This window comes from Streptomyces sp. NPDC090021 (assembly GCF_044748225.1).
GTDB lineage: Bacteria > Actinomycetota > Actinomycetes > Streptomycetales > Streptomycetaceae > Streptomyces.
Genome location: NZ_JBIVFO010000021.1, coordinates 1 through 20,166 on the forward strand (window position 1 = coordinate 1; position 20,166 = coordinate 20,166).

Sequence of the window (20,166 nt, forward strand, 5' to 3'; positions counted from 1 at the left end):
GACCAAGTCCGCCGACGAGATCTTCGAACGCCTCGCCGGCTACCTGAACCGCCTGCCGAACCCCAAACCCTAGATATGCACCTCTTCCGAGACTCAGGACACTAGGGGCGTGATCGTGGTGCGCGGGGACTCGGCGTTCTTCTCTGCCAAGGTTGTGCACGCCTGCCGCAGCGCCAGGGCCCGCTTCTCCTTCGCCGTCGCCCAGCGCAAGAAGGTCCGCTCCGCGGTCGCCACCATCCCGGAGGACGCCTGGACGCCGATCCAATATCCCAAGGCGATCTGGGACAAGGACGAAGAGCGGTGGGTCTCCGACGCGGAGGTCGCCGAGGTTGAGTACGCCGCGTTCACCGGCAGGGCGAAGAAGTACCAGGTCACCGCCCGTCTCCTGGTCTGTCGGGTCAAGCGCCTCAATCCGGTCTCGATGCCTGAAGGGCAGGGCGAGTTGTTCGCCGCCTGGCGCTTCCACGCCGTGTTCACCGACTCCCGCGAGCCACTGGTCGCGACCGAGGCTGGCCACCGTCGGCACGCCATCGTGGAACAGGTCTTCGCCGACCTGGAGGACTCCGCGCTCGGGCACCTGCCCTCGGGGAAGTTCACCGCGAACGCGGCCTGGCTGACCCTGGCCACCCTCGCCCACAACCTGACCCGTGCCGTCGGCGCCCTTGCCTCCGCGTTCCACGCTCGCGCCCGTACCGGCACCGTCCGCCGCCAACTACTGGCTATCCCCGCCCGCCTGGCCAGCCAAGCGCGCACCCTGACCTGGCATCTTCCCCAACACTGGCCATGGGCCGAGGCGTTCATGGACCTGTGGACAGCCGTTGGCCACCGCCTGCGGACCTGACCCCACAGCCGTCCTGACCGCCCACGACCACGAAAATCCTCGGAGACCCCGCACCGGACGGACCGCCGGAAAATACACCTGCCCGTAACCGGAAAACCAACCCGAAAACAATCACACCGCGTGATCAGAATTCACGCGGTGGATCGAGGCTGAACAAGGAGAAGCTGTGGGCGCCGTGGTAGAAGGCCGAGATGTCCATGATCTCCCGCTGTCACAGTGGGGGCAACTAATGTCTCGTGATTCCGTCAGCGTTACTTGATCTTGTGTGGCAGGGTCTCTTGGTATGGAGCTCTCCGTGGAACAGGCCGCCGAGTTGCGGGAGTTGGTGAACAGCAGGGACGTGCCTGCGGATATAGCCGCGCGGGGCCGGATTGTGCTGTGGTCGGGCGAGGGGCGTCGCCGCAAGGACATCGCCGGGCTGCTCGGGGTGTCGCTTCCGACGGTGGACCGCTGGAGGACCCGCTATGCCGAGCAGGGCCTGGCCGGACTGGAAGGGGAGCGTCCCGGTGGCGCACGGGAACAGGTGCCGGCCCGGGTGCGGTCCCGCGTGATCGCGCATGACACCGCCGGACGGCACGGGGCTTTCGCACTGGTCCACCCGGGAGTTGGCGAAGTACCTGAAGCGGACCGAGAACATCACCGTGTCCTGGCGCTACGTCGCGCGCGTCTGGCGGGAAGAACACCTGAAGCCGCACCGGTCCGGCACCTTCAAGCTTTCCAAGGACCCCGCGTTCGCGGAGAAGGTGGACGATGTGATCGGCCTGTATCTGTCCCCTCCGGGCGGTGCGGTGGTCCTCTCGACCGACGAGAAGGCGCAGATCCAGGCACTGGACCGGACCCAGCCCGTGCTGCCCGTCGCCTTCGCGGCGAGCGAGAAGCGCACTGCCGACTACGTCCGGCACGGCACGGCACCTCGAACGTGTTCGCCGCCCTGAACGTGAGCACCGGCGAGGTGCTCGGTGGGTGCAAGCCGACCCGGAACGGCAAGGACTTCCTGGCTTTCTTGAAGAAGGCGGTGAAGCCGCACGCCGGGAAGGACATCCATGTGGTCCTGGACAACCTCTCGACGCACACCACCCCGGAGGTCAGGGAGTGGCTGGTCAAGAACCCGCACGTCCACTTCCATTTCACCCTGGTCGGCTCCTCGTGGCTGAACCAGATCGAGATCTGGTTCGGAATCCTGACCCGGCAGTCCATCCGCCGCAGCACGTTCTCCAGCGTCAACGTCCTGATCAAACAGATCCGTGACTACATCAACTCCTGGAACGAGAACGCCAAACCGTTCACCTGGACCGCAGCGGCCGGTGAGGTCCTCGCGAAGGTCAGACTCGTCGCGACTAATGTGAAGAAACTCGTCAATAGTAACTCGAACTGACATGAACAGGATCACAAGACACTAGGTTGCGCAATCTGACGGCCAACATGTTGCGCGAAATGCCGTGGCCCTGATCGGCAGTACTGTCGGTGAGGGCCACGGGACGCGACGCAGCCGGCTTCGCCGCCGACACCTCACACGATCGCAGCGTCCTGCTGCCTCACCCAGCGGGTCACCGGCGCGGCGGAGCACAAGCAGAGCACGCCAGCCTATCGGTGTGACGTTCCGTCACCGCATCACGAAAATCTTGGCTGAGCCGCAGGCCCTGGCTGGCCTCGTCCTTGAAGACTGGCCACGCGCTCAGGCGCTGAGCAGTCCTCTTACCTGTGACCACTGCTTCGGCCGCCACTTGGCCACGGCCTGTTCGGCCCGCTCGACGGCCCGGTGCGCGGGGACCTGGGGTGACCAGCCCAGCCGGTGCAGGGGCCCGCAGGACGAGGCGTGACCACCGGGTACAGCCGGGACAAGGAGCACGCGCCGAGCCGAGGAGACACCCCTGCCCGGCCCCCCGACCCTGCCCCACCGTGCCCGCAACAGGCTCCGGATCCGGCAAGGCAACCCCGGAACCTGCCGAGCAACCCCGCCGGGGCCCGGCCCCCCGACCCCGCCCCACCGCGTCTGTGTCCCGCCGCGCAGGGCGATCCCGATCGCGCGAAGCAAGCCCGGAATCCGCCGAGCAACCCCGCAGGGGCCCGGCGAAGCAAGCCCGGAGCCCGCCCAGCAACCCTGCAGGGGCGCCGTGTGGGCCGAGCGGCTCCCGAAGCCGCGCTTTCGGGTGACACCGCCGCACCGCTTCGGCCGCCCCCCGCCCCGAGGGGACGAGCATCGCAGGCGGCCGGTCATGCTCCGGTCATCAGCCGCCGATCAGACCGGGCACCGCCGGGAGGCCACGTGTACGTCCTGCTCGTCGCGAGCGCGTTCAACAGCCTCACCCAGCGGGTCCACGCCGAGCTGCGCGACCACGGCCACCGGGTGGCGGTCGAACTGGCCCTGCCCGACATCCCCCTGGCCGACACCGTACGGCGCCACGACCCCGACCTCGTCCTCGCGCCGATGCTGCGCACCGCCCTCCCCGAGGAGGTCTGGGCCGCGTACACCTGTCTCGTCGTCCACCCGGGACCGGTCGGTGACCGCGGCCCCTCCTCCCTCGACCACGCGGTCCAGGACGGCGAGACCCGATGGGGCGTCACCGTGCTCCAGGCCAACGCCGAGATGGACGCCGGGGACGTCTGGGCCGCGGCCGACTGCCCCGTGCCCCCCGTCGGCAAGAGCGACCTCTACCGCGGCGAGATCGCCGACGCGGCACTGGAGGCCGTCCTGCTCGCCGTGGAGCGCTTCGCCTCCGGTACGTACGTCCCGCAGCGCCAGGCCGGCGGCCGGGCCCGTCCGTTCCTGCGCCAGGACGGCCGCCGCATCGACTGGGCGGCCGACGGCACCGAGCGCGTCCTGCGCGTCCTGCGCGCCGCCGACTCGCAGCCCGGCGTACGCGACCACCTGCTGGGCGGCGACTGGTACCTGCACGGCGGCCACCGCGAGGACGACCTGCGCGGCCGGCCCGGCGAACTGCTCGCGACCCGGGCCGGCGCGGTCTGCCGGGCCACGGCCGACGGGGCCGTCTGGATCCCCGAGCTGCGCGCCCCCCGCGCAGCGGGACGGCCGACCACCCCGCGGCTCCCCGCGACGCTCGCCCTGGGCGACCGGCTGCCGCCGCTGCCCGAAATCCCCGCACCGCCGGACGGCGGCCCCTACCGCCCCGCCTGGTCCGACATCGGCTACCACGAGGAGGGGCAGACGGGCTTCCTGTCGTTCTCCTTCCCCGGCGGCGCCATGAGCACCGCGCACTGCCGCCGCCTGCTGGACGCGTACCGGACCGCCTGCACCCGCCCCACCACCGTCCTGGTGCTGGGCGGCGGCCGGGACTTCTTCTCCAACGGCATCCACCTGGGCGTCATCGAGGCCGCCGACGACCCGGCCGAGGAGTCCTGGGCCAATATCAACGCGATGGACGACCTGGTCGAAGCGGTGCTGTCCACCACCGACCGTCTCGTGGTCAGCGCCCTCGGCGGCAACGCCGCCGCCGGCGGGGTCATGCTCGCCCTGGCCGCCGACGAGGTCTGGTGCCGTTCCGGTGTCGTCCTGAACCCGCACTACCGCCTGATGGGGCTGTTCGGCTCGGAGTACTGGACGTACACCCTGCCCCGCCGCGTCGGCTCCAGCCTGGCGGTGCGCCTCACCTCCGAGGCGCTGCCGCTGGGGGCCTCCGCCGCGCAGCGCATCGGGCTGGTCGACCGTACGGTCGGCTGCGCACCCGCGGACTTCCCCCGCGAGACGGAGCGCCTCGCGGCCCGTCTGGCCGCCCTGCCCGCCACCGCCTCCCGGATCGCCGTGAAGAAGGCCGAACGCGAACTGCACGAGGGTCGCCGCCCGCTCGCCGCCTACCGGGCCGCCGAGCTGGCGCGGATGCGGCGCACCTTCTTCGACCCGGACGCGCCCTACCACGCCCTGCGCCGCGCCTTCGTGCGCAAGGAGCACCCCGCCGCGACCCCGGCCCATCTCGCGCGCGCCGCCGCGGACCGCCGCGGTTCCGGTTCCGGTTCCGGATCCGGTGCCGGATCCGGCGTCACTGGACTGGCCGCATCAGACGCGGCGTCCGGCCCCTGCAGCTGTTAGCAAGAAACGAAGGGCCGAGGCAGACCGCCTCACCGCCCCCCTCACCCCCTCACACCCTGATCCCCTCCCCGAGGAGGCAGCGCATGGCCGCAGTGACGAAGGACCCGGTCGAAGACCCCGTGATCCACATCCTCTGGATCAACGCGGGTCTGAGCTGCGACGGCGACTCCGTGTCCCTGACGGCGGCGATGCAGCCGAGCATCGAGGAGATCGTCACCGGCACCCTTCCGGGTCTCCCCAAGATCGCCGTGCACTGGCCCCTGATCGACTTCGAATGCGGGCCGGTCGGCGGCGCGGACACCTTCATCGAGTGGTTCTTCAAGGGCGAGCGCGGCGAGATCGATCCGTTCGTCCTGGTCGTCGAGGGCTCGATCCCCAACGAGTCGATCAAGCCCGAGGGCTACTGGTGCGGGTTCGGCGACGACCCGGCGACCGGCCAGCCCATCACCACCAGCGAGTGGATCGACCGGCTGGCCCCCAAGGCCCTCGCCGTCGTCGCCATCGGCACCTGCGCCACGTACGGCGGCATCCACGCCATGGAGGGCAACCCGACGGGCGCCATGGGCGTGCCCGACTACCTGGGCTGGGACTGGAAGTCGCAGGCCGGCATCCCCATCGTGTGCGTGCCCGGCTGCCCGATCCAGCCGGACAACTTCTCGGAGACCCTGACCTACCTGCTCTACCAGGCGGCGGGATCGGCCCCGATGATCCCCCTCGACGACAAGCTGCGCCCCACCTGGCTGTTCGGCGCGACCGTCCACGAGGGCTGCGACCGCGCCGGCTACTACGAGCAGGGGCAGTTCGCCGACACGTACGACTCCCCGAAGTGCCTGGTCAAGCTGGGCTGCTGGGGTCCCGTGGTGAAGTGCAACGTCCCCAAGCGCGGCTGGATGAACGGTATCGGCGGCTGCCCGAACGTCGGCGGGATCTGCATCGCCTGCACCATGCCCGGCTTCCCCGACAAGTTCATGCCCTTCATGGACGAGCCCCCCGGCGCGAGGGTCTCCGTCACCGCGAGCGGGGCGTACGGGGCGGTGATCCGCAAACTCCGGGCGGTCACCGCCCACACCGTGGACGAGGAGCCGAAGTGGCGGCGTACCGGCCGCAGCCTCACCACGGGCTACCGCCCGCCCTGGTGACGGCCCCCGCTCCGCCCACCCCCGCAGTCAACGTCCAGAACGCACCGAAGAAGGGTCACGGCAGACACGATGGCACCGAACACGAAGGCGGCCGGCGACGGCAGCGGCCTGGTGGAGATGGCCTGGGATCCGATCACCCGGATCGTCGGCAGTCTCGGCATCCACACGAAGATCGACTTCAAGCAGAAGCGCGTCGCGGAGTGCTACAGCACCTCGTCGGTCTTCCGCGGCTACAGCGTCTTCATGCGCGGCAAGGACCCCCGCGACGCGCACTTCATCACCAGCCGCATCTGCGGGATCTGCGGAGACAACCACGCCACGTGTTCCGTCTACGCGCAGAACATGGCCTACGGGGTGAAGCCGCCGCACCTCGGCGAGTGGATCATCAACCTGGGCGAGTCCGCGGAGTACATGTTCGACCACAACATCTTCCAGGAGAACCTGGTCGGGGTCGACTACTGCGAGAAGATGGTCCGGGAGACCAACCCCGGCGTCCTGGAACTGGCCGAGCGCACCGAGGCCCCGCACGCAGGCGACCACGGCTACCGCACCATCGCCGACATCATGCGCTCCCTCAACCCCATCGAGGGCGAGTTCTACCGCGAGGCCCTCCAGGTCAGCCGGTACACGCGCGAGATGTTCTGCCTGATGGAGGGGCGCCACGTGCACCCCTCCACGCTCTACCCGGGCGGCGTCGGCACGGTCGCCTCCGTCCAGCTCTTCACGGACTACATGAGCCGCCTCATGCGGTACGTCGAGTTCATGAAGCGCGTCGTCCCGCTCCACGACGACCTCTTCGACTTCTTCTACGAGGCCCTGCCCGGCTACGAGGAGGTCGGCCGCCGCCGGGTACTGCTCGGCTGCTGGGGCGCCCTCAACGACCCCGAGCACTGCGACTTCACCTACGCCAACATGACCGACTGGGGACGGAAGATGTTCGTCACCCCGGGCGTCGTCGTGGACGGCAAACTCGTCACCAACGACCTCACGCAGATCAACCTCGGCATCCGCATCCTGCTCGGCAGCTCGTACTACGACGACTGGGAGGGCAAGGAGCAGTTCGTCACGCACGACCCGCTCGGCAACCCGGTCGACCCGCGCCACCCGTGGAACCAGCACACCATTCCGGCCCCGCAGAAGCGGAACTTCGACGACAAGTACAGCTGGGTGATGTCCCCGCGCTGGTTCGACGGCAAGGACCACCTCGCCCTCGACACCGGCGGCGGCCCCATCGCCCGGCTGTGGTCCACGGCCCTGTCCGGCCTCGTCGACGTCGGCTACGTCAAGGCCACCGGGCACAGCGTCGTCATCAACCTGCCCCGCACCATGACCAAGCCCGAGACCCGCTTCGAGTGGAAGATCCCGAAGTGGAGCAACGCGCTGGAACGCAACCGCGCCCGCACCTACTTCCAGGCGTACGCGGCCGCCATCGCCCTGCACTGCGCCGAGAAGGGCCTCGCCGAGGTCCGCGCCGGACGCACCCAGACCTGGGAGAAGTTCGAGGTGCCCGACGAGTCCATCGGCGTCGGCTTCACCGAGGCCGTACGGGGCGTCCTCTCGCACCACATGGTCATCCGCGACGGCAAGATCGCCAACTACCACCCCTACCCGCCGACGCCGTGGAACGCCAGCACCCGCGACACCTTCGGCACGCCCGGACCGTACGAGGACGCCGTGCAGAACACCCCGATCTTCGAGGAGAACACCCCGGAGAACTTCAAGGGCATCGACATCATGCGCGCCGTGCGCAGCTTCGACCCCTGTCTGCCCTGCGGCGTCCACATGTACGTCGGCGGCGGCAAGACGGTCAAGACGATGCACGTCCCCACCGGCCTGAGCGGACTGGGCGGATGAGCGCGGCCGTCGACGCCCGGGAGACGGGCCGCCGCGTCGAGGAGGTCCTCGACCGGCTGGCCGCCACCGGCGACCGCGGGGCGTGCGAGGCCGCCGAGGAACTGGTGCGGGTGCTCATGGAGTTCTACGGCGCCGGGCTCGCCCGGATCGCGGCGAAGCTGGGCGACGGCCCGCTCGCCGCGGCCGCGGACGACGAACTCGTGGCGAGCCTGCTCTGCCTGCACGGCCTGCACCCCGAGGACGTGCACACCCGGATCGCCCGCGCCCTGGCCGGCGCCCCCGATCCGGTGGAACTGCTCGCCTTCGACGAGAGCACCGGTGTCCTGCGGCTGCGCCCCGCGGCCGCCCCCACCGGCTGCGGCTGCGGCCCCGGCGGCGAGGAGGCCGCCCGGCGGACCCTGGAGGACACCCTCGCCTGCTTCGCCCCCGAGGTGACGAGCGTGGAGACGGAGCCCGCCCCCGCCCCGCAGCCCGCCCTCCTGCAGATCGGCACCCGGCCGCACAGCCCGGCGCGGGTGCCGTGAGCGGGCCCGCCGTCCGTACGGGGGGCCCGCGCGGGCTGCGCCGGTTCACCGGCCCGCGCCCGCCCCGGCCCGAGACCTGCGAGCTGTGCGGGGTGGCGGTGCCCCCCAACGGGCACCGCCACCTGGTCGAGACGGAGAAGCGGACGCTGGTCTGCGCCTGCACCGCCTGCTCCCTGCTGTTCGACCGGCCCGGCACCCGGACCGGCCGCTACCGGGCCGTTCCCGACCGGTACCTGACCGACCCGGACCACCGCCTCGACGAGGGGCTGTGGGAACGCCTCCAGATCCCCGTCGGCGTCGCCTTCTTCTTCCGCAACGCCGCACTCGACCGGCTGGTCGCGCTCTACCCCAGCCCGGCCGGGGCGACCGAGAGCGAACTCGACCCGCAGACCTGGCAGCAGGTCCTCGACGGGGCGCCGCTGGCCGCCATGCTCGAACCCGACACGGAGGCGCTGCTCGTGCACCGCTGGGAGGGCCGCTCCGGCTGCTGCCTGGTGCCGATCGACGCCTGCTACGAACTGGTGGGCCGCATGCGGATGCTCTGGCAGGGCTTCGACGGCGGAGCCGAGGCACGGGCCGCGCTCCGCGGCTTCTTCGACGACGTCGAACGGCGGGCCAGGCCCGTGGCGCCCACGGGGGACCGCTCATGACCGGCTTCGGCTTCTCCTGCACCGGGGTCCGGGCGGACCCGTACGCCGCGGGCCCCACCCTCGTCTTCCGGCTGCGTATCACCGCCGACCCGGACACCCGCGTGCACGCCATGGCCCTGCGCTGCCAGATCCGCATCGAACCGGCCCGGCGCGGCTACGGCCCCGCCGAGGCCGAGGGCCTCGCGGACCTGTTCGGCGAACGCTCCCGGTGGGGCACCACGCTCCAGCCCGTACAGTTCGCCCAGGTGTCGGTGATGGTGCCCGGCTTCACCGGGGAGACCGAGACGGACCTGGTCGTACCCTGCACCTACGACATGGACATCGCCGCGACCCGGTACTTCGAAGCCCTGCAGGACGGCGAGGTGCCGCTGCTGATGCTGTTCTCCGGCACCGCCTTCGCCGGTGACGGCGGCTTCCGGGTCGAGCCGGTGCCCTGGGACCGCGAAGCCGCCTACCGGATGCCCGTGGCCGTCTGGCGCGAGATGGTCGAGCAGCACTTCCCCGGCTGCGGCTGGCTCCGGCTGCCCGCGGACATGATGGCCGAGCTGCTCGCCTACCGCTCCCGCCATGCCCTCGCCTCCTGGGAGGCGACCGTACGCGCCCTGCTGGACGCGGCCGGTCCGGACCGGCCGCCCCCGCCCCGGCCGGGCTCCCTCCGACCGGGTGCGCTGCGTCCGCGCCTCACCGAGAGGACCGCCCCGTGACCACGGCCACCACAGCGGACCCCCGCTTCGCCGCCGCCCGGCAGGTGGCCGATGCCGTCCTGCTGGAGGGGTACGTCCTGTACCCGTACCGGGCCTCCGCCGCGAAGAACCGGATGCGCTGGCAGTTCGGGGTCCTCGTACCCCCCGCATGGGGGCCCGCCCACGGCGAACACGCCTTCCAGCGGACCGAGGTCCTGATGGAGCCCAAGGGCGACGCGACGCTCGCCCTGGAACTGCGCTTCCTGCACGCGCAGCGGCGTACCGTCCAGCGGGCCCTGGACGACGGGGGCTTCGCCGACGTCGACGAACTGCACCTGGCCGACCGGGTCCTCGTCCCCTGGGACGAAGGGACCGAGGAGCACGTCGAACTCTCGCTCCCAGTCGCCGAGTTGACCGGCGAAGGCGTCACCGTACCGTTCACCCGCCCGGCCCGCGACGACACCGAGCCCGTCCTCGACGCCGACGGTCGGACGGCAGGCCGCCTGGTGCGGCGCACCGAGGAGGCCGAGGGCGTCCTGCGGCTGCGCGCCGTGGAACTCGACGGCGCCTACCGGGTGTTCCGGCTCACGGTGGTCGTGGAGAACACCAGCCCGTGGACCCCGGCGGCCGCAGCCGACGCCGACCGAGAGGCGGCCCTGCCCCGCTCACTGGTCGCCGCCCACCTCCTGCTGGGCCTCGACTCCGGGTCCTTCCTGTCGATGACCGACCCGCCCGAATGGGCCCGGGAGGCCGTCGCCGCCTGCGACAACCGCCACACCTGGCCGGTGCTCGCCGGCGCGGCGGGCCGCGCCGACGTGGTCCTGTCCTCCCCGATCATCCTGGAGGACCACCCGGCCATCGCCCCCGAGAGCGCGGGCGCCATGTACGACGCCACCGAGATCGACGAGATCCTCGCCCTGCGCACGGCGGCCCTGACCGAGCAGGAGAAGCGCGAGGCACGCGGCACCGACGCCCGGGCGGCCGCCGTCGTCGACCTCGCCGACTCCCTGCCCCCCGAGGTCCTGGAACGGCTGCACGGCGCGGTGCGCTCGCTGCGCGAGGTCACCGGCCCGGACGGACCGGAGCAGATCACCGAAATCCCCGACGAGGAAGCCGTGTTCAGACCGGACACCCCCTGGTGGGACCCCGCCCGGACCGACACCGCGGACCCGGCACGTGACCGGATCAGCGTCGACGGCACCCCGGTCGGCCCCGGCAGCCGGGTCCTGCTCCGCCCCGGACCGCGCCGCACCGACGCCCAGGACCTCTTCCTCCACGGCCGCGCCGCACGCGTCGAAGCCGTCCTGCACGACGTCGACGGGGGAGTGCACCTCGCCGTCACCGTGGAGGACGACCCCGGCGCGGACATCCGCCGGGAACAGGGCCGCTTCCTCTACTTCCAGCCCGACGAGGTCACCCCGCTGGAGGAAGCGTGAGCCCCGGAATCCTGATCGCGGGCATCGGCAACGTCTTCCTCGGCGACGACGGCTTCGGCGTGGAGACCGTACGGGCCCTGTCCGCGCACCCGCTGCCCGACGGCGTCGAGGTGGTGGACTTCGGCGTGCGCGGGGTCCACCTCGCCTACCAGCTCCTCGACGGCTACGACACGCTCGTACTGGTCGACGCCACCCCACGCGGCGGCGAACCGGGCACCCTCTACCTCATCGAGGCCGAGGCGGGCACGGGAGCCGCTGCCACGTCCCCGGACGCGCGGGCGCCGGGACCCGGCGAAGGCCCCGTACTCGACGGCCACCACATGTCGCCCGACACCGTCCTGGCCCTGCTGGGCACCCTGTGCGCGGGGACCGGCGCCACCCCGCCGCGCCGCACGCTGGTCCTCGGCTGCGAACCGGCCCGCGTCGAGGAGGGCATCGGACTGAGCGCACCCGTGGCCGCAGCCGTACCGCGGGCCGTCCGCATGGCACTGGACCTACTCGACGTCCGGCCCCCGAAGAAGCCGGCGCACTCCGCCGCGAACTGAGGAGAACCCCATGAAGAAGGCCGTCATCAGCGGGGCCGCCGTGGCCGCCCTGGCCGCCGTCCTGCTGCAGGTGCTCCCCGACATCAGGCGCTACCTGCACATGCGCCGGATGTGAACCCGTTGCCGCCGCCCCCCGCCGCCGAACGGCGTACGGGGGGCGCGGTGCACCGGCGTGCCCGACCGCCGCACCCCCGCCCCGCCGGTGTAATGAGCCCCGGCAGGACGGAGACCGATGCACGAGATGTCGATCGCCATGGCCGTCGTGGGCCAGGTGGAAGAGGCCGCCAGGGCGGGCGGCGCGCACGCCGTCACGTCCGTACGGCTCCAGGTGGGCGAGCTGGCGGGGGTGGTGCCCGACGCGCTGGCCTTCTGCTTCGAACTGGCCTGTGCCGGAACGGTCCTCGACGGCGCCGAACTCGTCACCGAAACCGTGGCGGCCCGCGCCCGCTGCGGGACCTGCCCCGGCACCTGGGCCGTGGGGATGCCCCCCGAGCTGTGCTGTCCCGCATGTGACAGGGCCACCGAGGTGGAACTGCTGTCGGGCCGCGAGCTGGAGATCCTCAGCGTCCGCTGGGAGGACGGCCACGCCGGTCCCCGTACCCGCGAACCGATTCCCGAGGAGGCCTGAACCATGTGCCGAGTGGTCGATCTGAGGCAGGCGGTGCTCGCCAAGAACGACGGCGCAGCCCAGGCCCTGCGCACCGGACTCACCGCCCGCGGTACGACGGTGGTCAACCTGCTCTCCAGCCCCGGCAGCGGCAAGACGGCGCTCCTGGAGCGCGAACTGCTCCTCGCCCGGGAGCGGGGGGTGACGGTCGCCGCGCTGACCGCGGACCTGGCCACCGAGAACGACGCGCGGCGGCTCGCCCGGTCGGGTGTGCCGGTCAAGCAGGTGCTCACGGACGGGCTGTGCCACCTGGAGGCCGGGATGCTCGGCCGGCACCTGGACGGCTGGCTGCCCGAGGACACCCGGATCCTCTTCGTGGAGAACGTGGGGAACCTGGTCTGCCCCGCGAGCTACGACCTGGGGGAGACGCTGCGGGTGGTGCTCGCCTCGGTCACCGAGGGCGAGGACAAGCCGCTGAAGTACCCGACGGCCTTCGGACTCGCGCAGCTGGTGGTCGTCACCAAGACCGACATCGCGCGGGCCGTCGAGTTCGACGAGGCGGCCTTCCGCGCCAACGTCGAACGGGTCAACCCCGGTGTGGAGATCGTCATGACCTCCGCCCGCGCGGGCGGAGGCCTGGGCATCCTGCTGGACCGGGCGCTGGCGGCCGGATCGGGCACCGGGACGCACACCCCGGTGATGGCCCGCCGACAGCGGGCACAGGGCCACGACCACGGACCCCTGCACGGCCATGGACACGACCACGGCCACGGCCACGGCCCCGATCACGACCACGACCACGACCACGATCACGTTCACGGGTCCGACCATCACCCTCACCACCACGGGCCCGGCCATGACCACACCCACACCGGCGGCCACATCGACGGCCGTACCGCCGGTCCCGAGCACGATCGCGGCCCCGGCCCCGGCCCCGGCCCCGGCTCCGATCAGCGGCTCCCGCACGCCGAGCCCGCCGCGCAGACCCGCTGATGGAGGCGGTGCAGCGCCGCCGCGTCACCGTCCGCGGCGTGGTCCAGGGCGTCGGCTTCCGCCCCTACGTCTACACACGGGCGACCGGGCTCGGCCTCGCCGGGCACGTCACCAACACCCCCGAGGGCGTCGTCGCCGAGGTCGAGGGTGCACCGGCCGCCGTCACCCGGTTCTGCGAACGCCTGGCGGCGGACGCCCCGCCCCTGGCCGTCGTGGACGCAGTGGACCATCACGAGGTGCCCGTCGCGGGCGGCTCCGGATTCACCATCGTCGCCTCCCGGACCGGCGGCCCCGCCCGGACGCTCGTCTCCCCGGACGTCGCCACCTGTGCCGCCTGCCTCGCCGAACTCGCGGACCCCACCGACCGGCGCCACCGGCACCCCTTCATCACCTGCACCCACTGCGGGCCGCGCTTCACCATCGTCACCGGGCTGCCCTACGACCGCGCCCACACCACCATGGCCCGCTTCCCCATGTGTCCGGACTGCGCCCGCGAGTACGGCGACCCCGCCGACCGCCGCTTCCACGCCCAGCCGGTCGCCTGCCCGGCCTGCGGTCCCCGGCTGACCCTGCTCACCGGGCGGCCCCCCGCCGAATCCCCCGCCGATTCCCCCGACGATTCCCCCGACGAGGACCCGGACGGCGCCCTGGACGGGGACCCGGTCGCCGGGGCACGCCGGCTCCTGGCGGCCGGGGCGATCCTCGCCGTCAAGGGCCTGGGCGGCTACCACCTCGCCTGCGACGCCACCCACCCCGGAGCCGTCGCCGAACTGCGCCGCCGCAAGGCCCGCGGCGACAAGCCCTTCGCCCTGATGGCCCGGGACCTGGCGGACGCCGAACGGTACGCGCACATCGGCCCCGAGGAGCGCGCCCTGCTGCAGGGCGGCGTACGCCCCATCGTGCTGCTGCGCCGCCGCGCCGCCGCGGACCCCGGGAGCGCGCCCGGTGTACTCGCCGAGGGGGTCGCCCCGCGCTGTCCCGACCTCGGCGTGATGCTCCCGTACACCCCCGTCCACCATCTGCTGCTGGGCCTGCCCGGTGACCCGCCGGGCCCCCGCCTGCTCGTCATGACCAGCGGGAACCTCGCCGGGGAACCCATCGTCACCGACGACGCCGAGGCCCTGGAACGGCTCGCCGGCCTCGCCGACGCCTGGCTCACCCACGACCGCCCCATCCACGTGCCGTGCGACGACTCCGTGGTGCGGGTCTGCGACGGCGAGACGCTGACCGTACGCCGCGCCCGCGGCTACGCCCCGCTGCCGATGACGCTGCCCCGGCCCGTCCCCGCGACTCTCGCCGCCGGCGGCGACCTCAAGAACACCTTCTGCCTCGGCGAGGGACGCCGGGCCTGGCTGTCCGCCCACATCGGCGACATGGACGACCTCGCCACCCAGTGCGCCCTCGAACGCGCCGAGCAGCAGCTGGAGTCCATCACCGGCGTCAGCCCCGTCCTCCTCGCGGCGGACCGCCACCCCGGCTACCGCTCCGCCCGGTGGGCGCGCCGCGCCGCCGGAACCCGGCCCCTCGTGCGCGTGCAGCACCACCACGCGCACATCGCCTCGGCCATGGCGGAACACGGCCTGGACGGCGGGCATCCGGTGATCGGCGTCGCCTTCGACGGCACCGGCTACGGCGACGACGGCGCGGTGTGGGGCGGCGAGGTCCTTCTCGCCGACTACGCCGGGTACACCCGGTTCGCCCACCTCGGCTACGTGCCGCTGCCCGGCGGCGACGCGGCCGTGCACCGCCCGTACCGGATGGCCCTGGCCCACCTGTGGGCGGCCGGCCTGGCCCGGACCCCGGACCTGCCCTGCGTCGCCGCCTGCCCGGCCGACGAACTGCGCGTACTGCAACGCCAGCTGGAGCGCGGCCTGAACTGCGTGCCGACCTCCAGCATGGGGCGGCTCTTCGACGCCGTCTCCTCCCTGGCGGGCGTCTGCCACCACGCCGGCTACGAGGCGCAGGCCGCGATCGAACTGGAGGCCGCGGCCCTCGCCGCGGGCGCCGCCGGCTCCGGCTACGCCTTCGGGCTGCGCGTTCCGCCGTACCCCGGCACCGTCCCGGTCGTCGCCGACCCGGCGCCGCTGCTCGCGGCCGTCGTGGCCGACGTGCGCGCGGGCACCGGTGCCGGGCCGATCGCCGCCGCCTTCCACGCCGGCGTCGCCGCGCTCGTCGTCGAGCTGTGCGGACTCGCGCGCGAACGGCACGGCCTGGACACCGTGGCGCTGACCGGCGGCGTCTTCGCCAACACCCTGCTGTCCTCCCGTTGCGCCCGCACGCTGCGGGCGTCCGGGTTCACCGTCCTGCGCCACGGCCGGATCCCCCCGAACGACGGCGGGTTGTCCCTCGGCCAGCTGATGGTGGCGGCCGTCGCCGCACCGCACAACCACCCACACCAAGGAGAAGCCCATGTGCCTGGCGGTACCCGGCAGAGTGCTTGACATCGGGGAGAAGGACGGCACCCGCATGGCTACCGTCGATTTCGGCGGGGTGCACAAGGAGGTGTGCCTGGAGTACCTGCCGGACCTCCAGGTCGGCGAGTACGCCATCGTGCATGTGGGGTTCGCCCTGCAGCGCCTCGACGAGGAGTCGGCCCGGCAGACCCTCGCGCTCTTCGAGGAACTCGGCATGCTGCAGGAGGAGTTCGGCGACCCGTGGGAGCAGGCGGCCGCGCAGGCCGGCGCCGACTCCTCCTGGCCCTTCGCCGACGGGCCCCTCACCGAAGCGCCGGTCACCGAAGCGCCCCTCGCCGAAGCGCCGTTCGCCGAAGCGCCGTTCGCCGGGGAGGCCGCCGCACCCCGGCCCGCCCGGGACCGGCACGCCCCGTACCAGCACGCCCCGGAAGAAGGCCGGCTGTGAAGTACATCGAGGAGTTCCAGGATCCCGACCTCGCCCGCCGGCTGCTTGACGACATCCATGCCACCGTGACCCGCCCCTGGGCGCTGATGGAGGTGTGCGGCGGCCAGACCCACACCATCATCCGGCACGGGATCGATCAACTCCTGCCCGAACAGGTCGAGTTGATCCACGGTCCGGGGTGTCCGGTGTGCGTCACCCCGCTGGAGGTCATCGACAAGGCACTGGAGATCGCCTCCCGCCCCGACGTGATCTTCTGCTCCTTCGGGGACATGCTCCGGGTGCCCGGCACCGGCCGCGACCTCTTCCAGGTGCGCAGCGAGGGCGGCGACGTACGCGTCGTCTACTCCCCGCTCGACGCCCTGCGGATCGCGCGGGAGAACCCGAAGCGCCAGGTGGTGTTCTTCGGCATCGGCTTCGAGACCACCGCCCCGCCCAACGCCATGACGGTCCACCAGGCGAAGAAGCTCGGCATCCACAACTTCAGCCTGCTCGTCTCCCACGTCCGGGTCCCCCCGGCGATCGAGGCGATCATGCGGTCGCCGAGCTGCCGCGTCCAGGGCTTCCTGGCCGCCGGGCACGTGTGCAGCGTGATGGGCGTGAGCGAGTACCCCGAACTGGCCGCGCGCCACCGGGTGCCCATCGTGGTCACCGGATTCGAGCCGCTGGACATCCTGGAGGGCGTACGCCGCGCCGTGCGGCAACTGGAGCGTGGCGAGCACACCGTCGACAACGCCTACGCGCGCGCCGTCCGTCCCGAGGGCAACCCGGCGGCCCTCGCCATGCTGGAGGACGTCTTCGAGGTCACCGACCGGGCCTGGCGCGGTATCGGCGTGATCCCGGACAGCGGGTGGCGGCTGTCCGCCCGCTACCGCGACTTCGACGCCGAACACCGCTTCTCGGTCAGCGGCATCAACACCCGCGAGCCCGCCGAGTGCCGCAGCGGCGAGGTGCTCCAGGGGCTGCTGAAGCCGCACGAGTGCGAGGCCTTCGGCACCCTGTGCACTCCGCGCAGCCCGCTCGGCGCCACCATGGTCTCCAGCGAGGGGGCCTGCGCCGCGTACTACCTCTACCGGCGGCTGGAGCTGGGGACCGTTCCCGCCGCCGCGACCACCTCGCTGGAGGCGAGCCCCGTTGTCTGACGTCGCGACCACCCCCGCCCTCGACATCACGAACTGGACCTGCCCGGCCCCGCTGCGCGACCGCCCGCGCGTGGTGATGGGCCACGGCGGCGGTGGCACGCTCTCCGCGGAGCTGGTCCAGCACCTGTTCGCCCCCGCCTTCGGCGGTGACGTGCTGGCCCAGCTGGGGGACTCCGCGACCGTCTCCCTCGGCGGCGTGCGACTGGCCTTCTCCACCGACTCGTACGTGGTGCGCCCACTCTTCTTCCCCGGCGGCTCGATCGGGGACCTCGCGGTCAACGGCACCGTGAACGACCTGGCCATGAGCGGGGCCAGGGCGGCGTACCTGTCCTGCGGCTTCATCCTGGAGGAGGGGGTGGAGATGTCCGTGGTGGCGCGCGTCGCCGAGGCCATGGGCGCCGCCGCGCGGGCGGCGGGAGTGGAGGTCGCCACCGGTGACACCAAGGTCGTCGAGGCGGGCCACGGTGACGGCGTCTACATCAACACCGCGGGCATCGGGATCATCCCCGACGGCGTGGACCTGCGCCCGCAGCGGGTCGTACCGGGCGACGTCGTGATCGTCAGCGGTGAGATCGGCGCCCACGGAGTGGCGATCATGAGCGTCCGCGAGGGGCTGGAGTTCGGGGTGGACGTCGAGAGCGACTGCGCCGCCCTCGGCGGACTCGTCCGGAGCATGCTCGCGGTCACCCCCGACCTGCACGTCCTGCGCGACCCCACCCGGGGCGGGCTGGCCGCCTCACTGAACGAGATCGCCGCCGCATCGGGCACCGGCGTCGTGATCCACGAGCGCGCCGTCCCGGTCCCCGCCGCCGTCGCCAACGCGTGCGCGATCCTCGGCCTCGACCCGCTGTACGTGGCGAACGAGGGCAAGCTGGTGGCCTTCGTACCGCGCGAGCACGCCGAGGCCGTACTGGAGGCCATGCGCGCCCATCCGCTGGGCCGCGCCGCGGCGGTCGTCGGCGAGGCCGTGGACGCCCACCCAGGCCTGGTCGTGGCCCGCACCGCCCTCGGCGGCACCCGGGTCGTGGACCTCCCGATCGGCGAACAGCTGCCCCGCATCTGCTGAAGGCCGGGGCCCGCCGGCGACCGGTCCGAGCAGGGCCAGGCCCGGCCGCCGGGCCAGGGCCCACCTGGCGCGGCGGCCTGCCCCGTCGCGGCCCGCCCGGCCACGGCCCTCCGGCCACGGCTCGCGGGGCAGCGCCGCGTCCCGCGGCGGCCTGTTCCCGGAGGCCGGCCCGGCCACGGTCCCGTCCGGCCATGGCCCTCCGGCTACGGTCCTCCGGCCACGGCTGTCAGCCCACGACCGGCTCAGGGCGCCTGTCCGGGCACGGTCGCGTCCGGCTACGGGCCTCCCGGCCACCGGCCACGGCCCTCCGGGCACGGCTCGCGGGGCAGCGCCGCGTCCCGCGGCGGCCTGTTTCCGGGGGTCTGCCCGGCCACGGTCCCGTCCGCCTACGGTCCCCTCCCGGTACGGCCCTCCGGGCACGGCCCGGGGCCAGTGCGCCGCCCGGCCACGGCCTGTCCGGGGGCCCGTCCGGCTACGGGCCTTCCGGCCACCGGCCACGGCCCTCCGGGCACGGCTCGCGGGACAGCGCCGCGTCCGGCGGCGGCCCGTCCGGGCACGGCTCCTCCGCCGGTGCCCCTCGGTCATCGGCCCGCCCGCGGCAGGGCCGGGGCCGGGTGGGCGTGGGGCCGGGCTCCGGTCAGCGGTCGTCCCGCATGTCGTCCAGGTCCTGCTCGTCCAGGTCCCGCATCACGTCCCGCATCGTCGCGTCCTCCCGGCCCCGCTCGTGCGCGATCTCGGCCGGCGAGCGCGGCCGGCCGCCCGTCCTCATCCGGTCCGGATCCGGCGATCGCCCCCGGATCCGCTCCTCGCGCCCGCTGCCCGGCGTACGGCTGCTCTTCTCGCCCCTGTCGCCACCCATGACCGCTCACACCCCTTCCGTGCGCGCCGGTCCCCACTCTCTGCGGCTACCCCTCCGCCGCCGCTCAAACCCGGACGCGGCAGCCGCGCCCGGCGGGCCCGTGCCGCACCGGGAACATTCCGGCGCCGTGCTCCGTTGCAAGATCGTCAAGTCCTTCAGCAGACCCGAGGAGTCCCTTGCCCGACACCGCGTCCGCCGCAGTGGCCCACCTGCCCCCGCTCACCGCCCAGGCCGAGCGCCTGATCGAGCTCGGGGTGCATGAGCTCGCCGGGATGGCCGCCGACGACCTGCGTGCCTTCGCCGCGGACAGCGTTGCCGCGGACAGCGTCGCCGCAGACAGTGGCGACTCCGGGAACGGCACCCTGCTCGCCGTCCACCCCGGCCGGGTCGCCGCCTCTGCCCTCGCGCCGCTGCTCCAGCGGGACGGCAGGCCGGGCTTCGTCGTCGTCGACATGCCCGACGTCGACGACTTCGCCCCGCACGGCGTCGATCTGCCGGACGCCCCCCTCTATCTCGTCACCGGTGTCGACCGCGGCGACCGCATGGCCAACTGGAGCCCCGAAGAGGCGCTGCCCGCCCTCACCGGAGAGCACCGCAGCCCCCTGCTGCTGACGGAAGGCATCCACTGGCTGCTCCAGCAGCCTGCCGCCCTCGAACGCAACCACTGCTTCATGACCATCGGCTCCCGGCTGCGCAAGCCGAGCGGCGTACTGGACTCCCGCACCCCGGCGATCTGGATCAGCAACGGTTTGGGACGCGACGGCCGCGAGCGGCGCAATGCACCGAAGGTCGGCTGGTGCTGGTGGGGCAACCGCCACACCTGGCTCGGCTTCGCCTCCGCCACGGGCCGTCGGCCCTAGCGCGTGTTCTGAAAGTCCCGCCTGGCCCACGACGCCTGGCACCGCACCTCGCTGCGTTGTCGGGTT

At 72.8% G+C, this 20,166-nt stretch carries 19 protein-coding genes and 1 pseudogene; 18 read left to right on the plus strand and 2 right to left on the minus strand.

Features of this window, described 5'->3' with window-relative positions:
- The first annotated feature begins 109 nt into the window (after nucleotides 1–109).
- The gene (locus ACIPXC_RS18375) at nucleotides 110–841 is read left to right on the plus strand and encodes a transposase (protein ID WP_401618923.1); all 732 of its coding nucleotides are present in this window, start codon (nucleotides 110–112) and stop codon (nucleotides 839–841) included.
- Nucleotides 842–1,124: 283 nt separating this feature from the next.
- The gene (locus tag ACIPXC_RS18380) at nucleotides 1,125–2,216 is read left to right on the plus strand and encodes an IS630 family transposase (RefSeq protein WP_401618926.1); all 1,092 of its coding nucleotides are present in this window, start codon (nucleotides 1,125–1,127) and stop codon (nucleotides 2,214–2,216) included.
- 300 nt (nucleotides 2,217–2,516) lie between these two features.
- Here the strand turns inward: ACIPXC_RS18380 and ACIPXC_RS18385 are convergent, their stop codons facing one another.
- Nucleotides 2,517–2,690 carry a winged helix-turn-helix domain-containing protein gene (locus ACIPXC_RS18385; RefSeq protein WP_401618929.1) on the minus strand — a complete coding sequence of 58 codons (174 nt, stop codon included), beginning with the start codon at nucleotides 2,688–2,690 and terminating at the stop codon, nucleotides 2,517–2,519.
- 417 nt (nucleotides 2,691–3,107) lie between these two features.
- Here ACIPXC_RS18385 and ACIPXC_RS18390 point away from each other — a divergent pair, with 417 nt between their 5' ends.
- The 15 genes and pseudogenes from ACIPXC_RS18390 (at nucleotide 3,108) to hypE (ending at nucleotide 18,381) form a co-directional block, all read left to right on the plus strand.
- Nucleotides 3,108–4,886 (plus strand): hydrogenase maturation protein, encoded by a 1,779-nt coding sequence (locus tag ACIPXC_RS18390; protein WP_401618932.1) that lies wholly within the window; start codon nucleotides 3,108–3,110, stop codon nucleotides 4,884–4,886.
- Nucleotides 4,887–4,969: 83 nt separating this feature from the next.
- Nucleotides 4,970–6,025 carry a hydrogenase expression protein HypE gene (locus tag ACIPXC_RS18395; protein WP_401618934.1) on the plus strand — a complete coding sequence of 352 codons (1,056 nt, stop codon included), beginning with the start codon at nucleotides 4,970–4,972 and terminating at the stop codon, nucleotides 6,023–6,025.
- A gap of 69 nt (nucleotides 6,026–6,094) precedes the next feature.
- On the plus strand, nucleotides 6,095–7,879 hold the full coding sequence (locus ACIPXC_RS18400; RefSeq protein WP_401618937.1) for a nickel-dependent hydrogenase large subunit: 1,785 nt from the start codon (nucleotides 6,095–6,097) through the stop codon (nucleotides 7,877–7,879).
- Entirely contained in the window at nucleotides 7,876–8,403 is a 528-nt protein-coding gene (locus ACIPXC_RS18405; RefSeq protein WP_401618940.1) for a hypothetical protein, read from the plus strand. Before ACIPXC_RS18400 ends, ACIPXC_RS18405 begins: the two co-directional genes overlap by 4 nt.
- Nucleotides 8,400–9,053 carry a DUF5947 family protein gene (locus tag ACIPXC_RS18410; RefSeq protein ID WP_401618943.1) on the plus strand — a complete coding sequence of 218 codons (654 nt, stop codon included), beginning with the start codon at nucleotides 8,400–8,402 and terminating at the stop codon, nucleotides 9,051–9,053. Before ACIPXC_RS18405 ends, ACIPXC_RS18410 begins: the two co-directional genes overlap by 4 nt.
- The gene (locus ACIPXC_RS18415; RefSeq protein ID WP_401618946.1) at nucleotides 9,050–9,757 is read left to right on the plus strand and encodes a DUF6084 family protein; all 708 of its coding nucleotides are present in this window, start codon (nucleotides 9,050–9,052) and stop codon (nucleotides 9,755–9,757) included. Before ACIPXC_RS18410 ends, ACIPXC_RS18415 begins: the two co-directional genes overlap by 4 nt.
- On the plus strand, nucleotides 9,754–11,172 hold the full coding sequence (locus tag ACIPXC_RS18420) for a hypothetical protein (RefSeq protein ID WP_401618949.1): 1,419 nt from the start codon (nucleotides 9,754–9,756) through the stop codon (nucleotides 11,170–11,172). Before ACIPXC_RS18415 ends, ACIPXC_RS18420 begins: the two co-directional genes overlap by 4 nt.
- A complete protein-coding gene (locus ACIPXC_RS18425) occupies nucleotides 11,169–11,717 on the plus strand; it encodes a hydrogenase maturation protease (RefSeq protein WP_401618952.1) in 549 nt (182 codons plus the stop codon). Before ACIPXC_RS18420 ends, ACIPXC_RS18425 begins: the two co-directional genes overlap by 4 nt.
- A gap of 10 nt (nucleotides 11,718–11,727) precedes the next feature.
- Nucleotides 11,728–11,832 carry a DUF6893 family small protein gene (locus tag ACIPXC_RS18430; RefSeq protein ID WP_400736736.1) on the plus strand — a complete coding sequence of 35 codons (105 nt, stop codon included), beginning with the start codon at nucleotides 11,728–11,730 and terminating at the stop codon, nucleotides 11,830–11,832.
- Nucleotides 11,833–11,949: 117 nt separating this feature from the next.
- The gene (locus tag ACIPXC_RS18435) at nucleotides 11,950–12,345 is read left to right on the plus strand and encodes a hydrogenase maturation nickel metallochaperone HypA (protein ID WP_401618955.1); all 396 of its coding nucleotides are present in this window, start codon (nucleotides 11,950–11,952) and stop codon (nucleotides 12,343–12,345) included.
- Between the two features lie 3 nt (nucleotides 12,346–12,348).
- A complete protein-coding gene (gene hypB, locus ACIPXC_RS18440; RefSeq protein WP_401618958.1) occupies nucleotides 12,349–13,317 on the plus strand; it encodes a hydrogenase nickel incorporation protein HypB in 969 nt (322 codons plus the stop codon).
- On the plus strand, nucleotides 13,317–15,758 hold the full coding sequence (gene hypF, locus ACIPXC_RS18445) for a carbamoyltransferase HypF (protein ID WP_401618961.1): 2,442 nt from the start codon (nucleotides 13,317–13,319) through the stop codon (nucleotides 15,756–15,758). Before hypB ends, hypF begins: the two co-directional genes overlap by 1 nt.
- Nucleotides 15,727–16,005 (plus strand): annotated as a pseudogene (locus tag ACIPXC_RS18450) (HypC/HybG/HupF family hydrogenase formation chaperone); the annotation flags it as partial. The gene hypF and the pseudogene ACIPXC_RS18450, both read left to right, overlap by 32 nt.
- A gap of 167 nt (nucleotides 16,006–16,172) precedes the next feature.
- Nucleotides 16,173–17,315 (plus strand): hydrogenase formation protein HypD, encoded by a 1,143-nt coding sequence (gene hypD, locus ACIPXC_RS18455; protein WP_401618964.1) that lies wholly within the window; start codon nucleotides 16,173–16,175, stop codon nucleotides 17,313–17,315.
- Nucleotides 17,316–17,391: 76 nt separating this feature from the next.
- Nucleotides 17,392–18,381 (plus strand): hydrogenase expression/formation protein HypE, encoded by a 990-nt coding sequence (gene hypE / locus ACIPXC_RS18460; RefSeq protein ID WP_401619206.1) that lies wholly within the window; start codon nucleotides 17,392–17,394, stop codon nucleotides 18,379–18,381.
- A gap of 637 nt (nucleotides 18,382–19,018) precedes the next feature.
- Here hypE and ACIPXC_RS18465 read toward each other — a convergent pair.
- Nucleotides 19,019–19,240: a hypothetical protein gene (locus ACIPXC_RS18465; protein WP_401618966.1), complete on the minus strand. Its 222-nt coding sequence runs from the start codon at nucleotides 19,238–19,240 to the stop codon at nucleotides 19,019–19,021.
- A gap of 176 nt (nucleotides 19,241–19,416) precedes the next feature.
- Here ACIPXC_RS18465 and ACIPXC_RS18470 point away from each other — a divergent pair, with 176 nt between their 5' ends.
- Nucleotides 19,417–20,100, plus strand: a complete 684-nt coding sequence (locus ACIPXC_RS18470) for a DUF5701 family protein (protein ID WP_401618969.1) — start codon at nucleotides 19,417–19,419, stop codon at nucleotides 20,098–20,100.
- The last annotated feature ends 66 nt before the right edge of the window (nucleotides 20,101–20,166 follow it).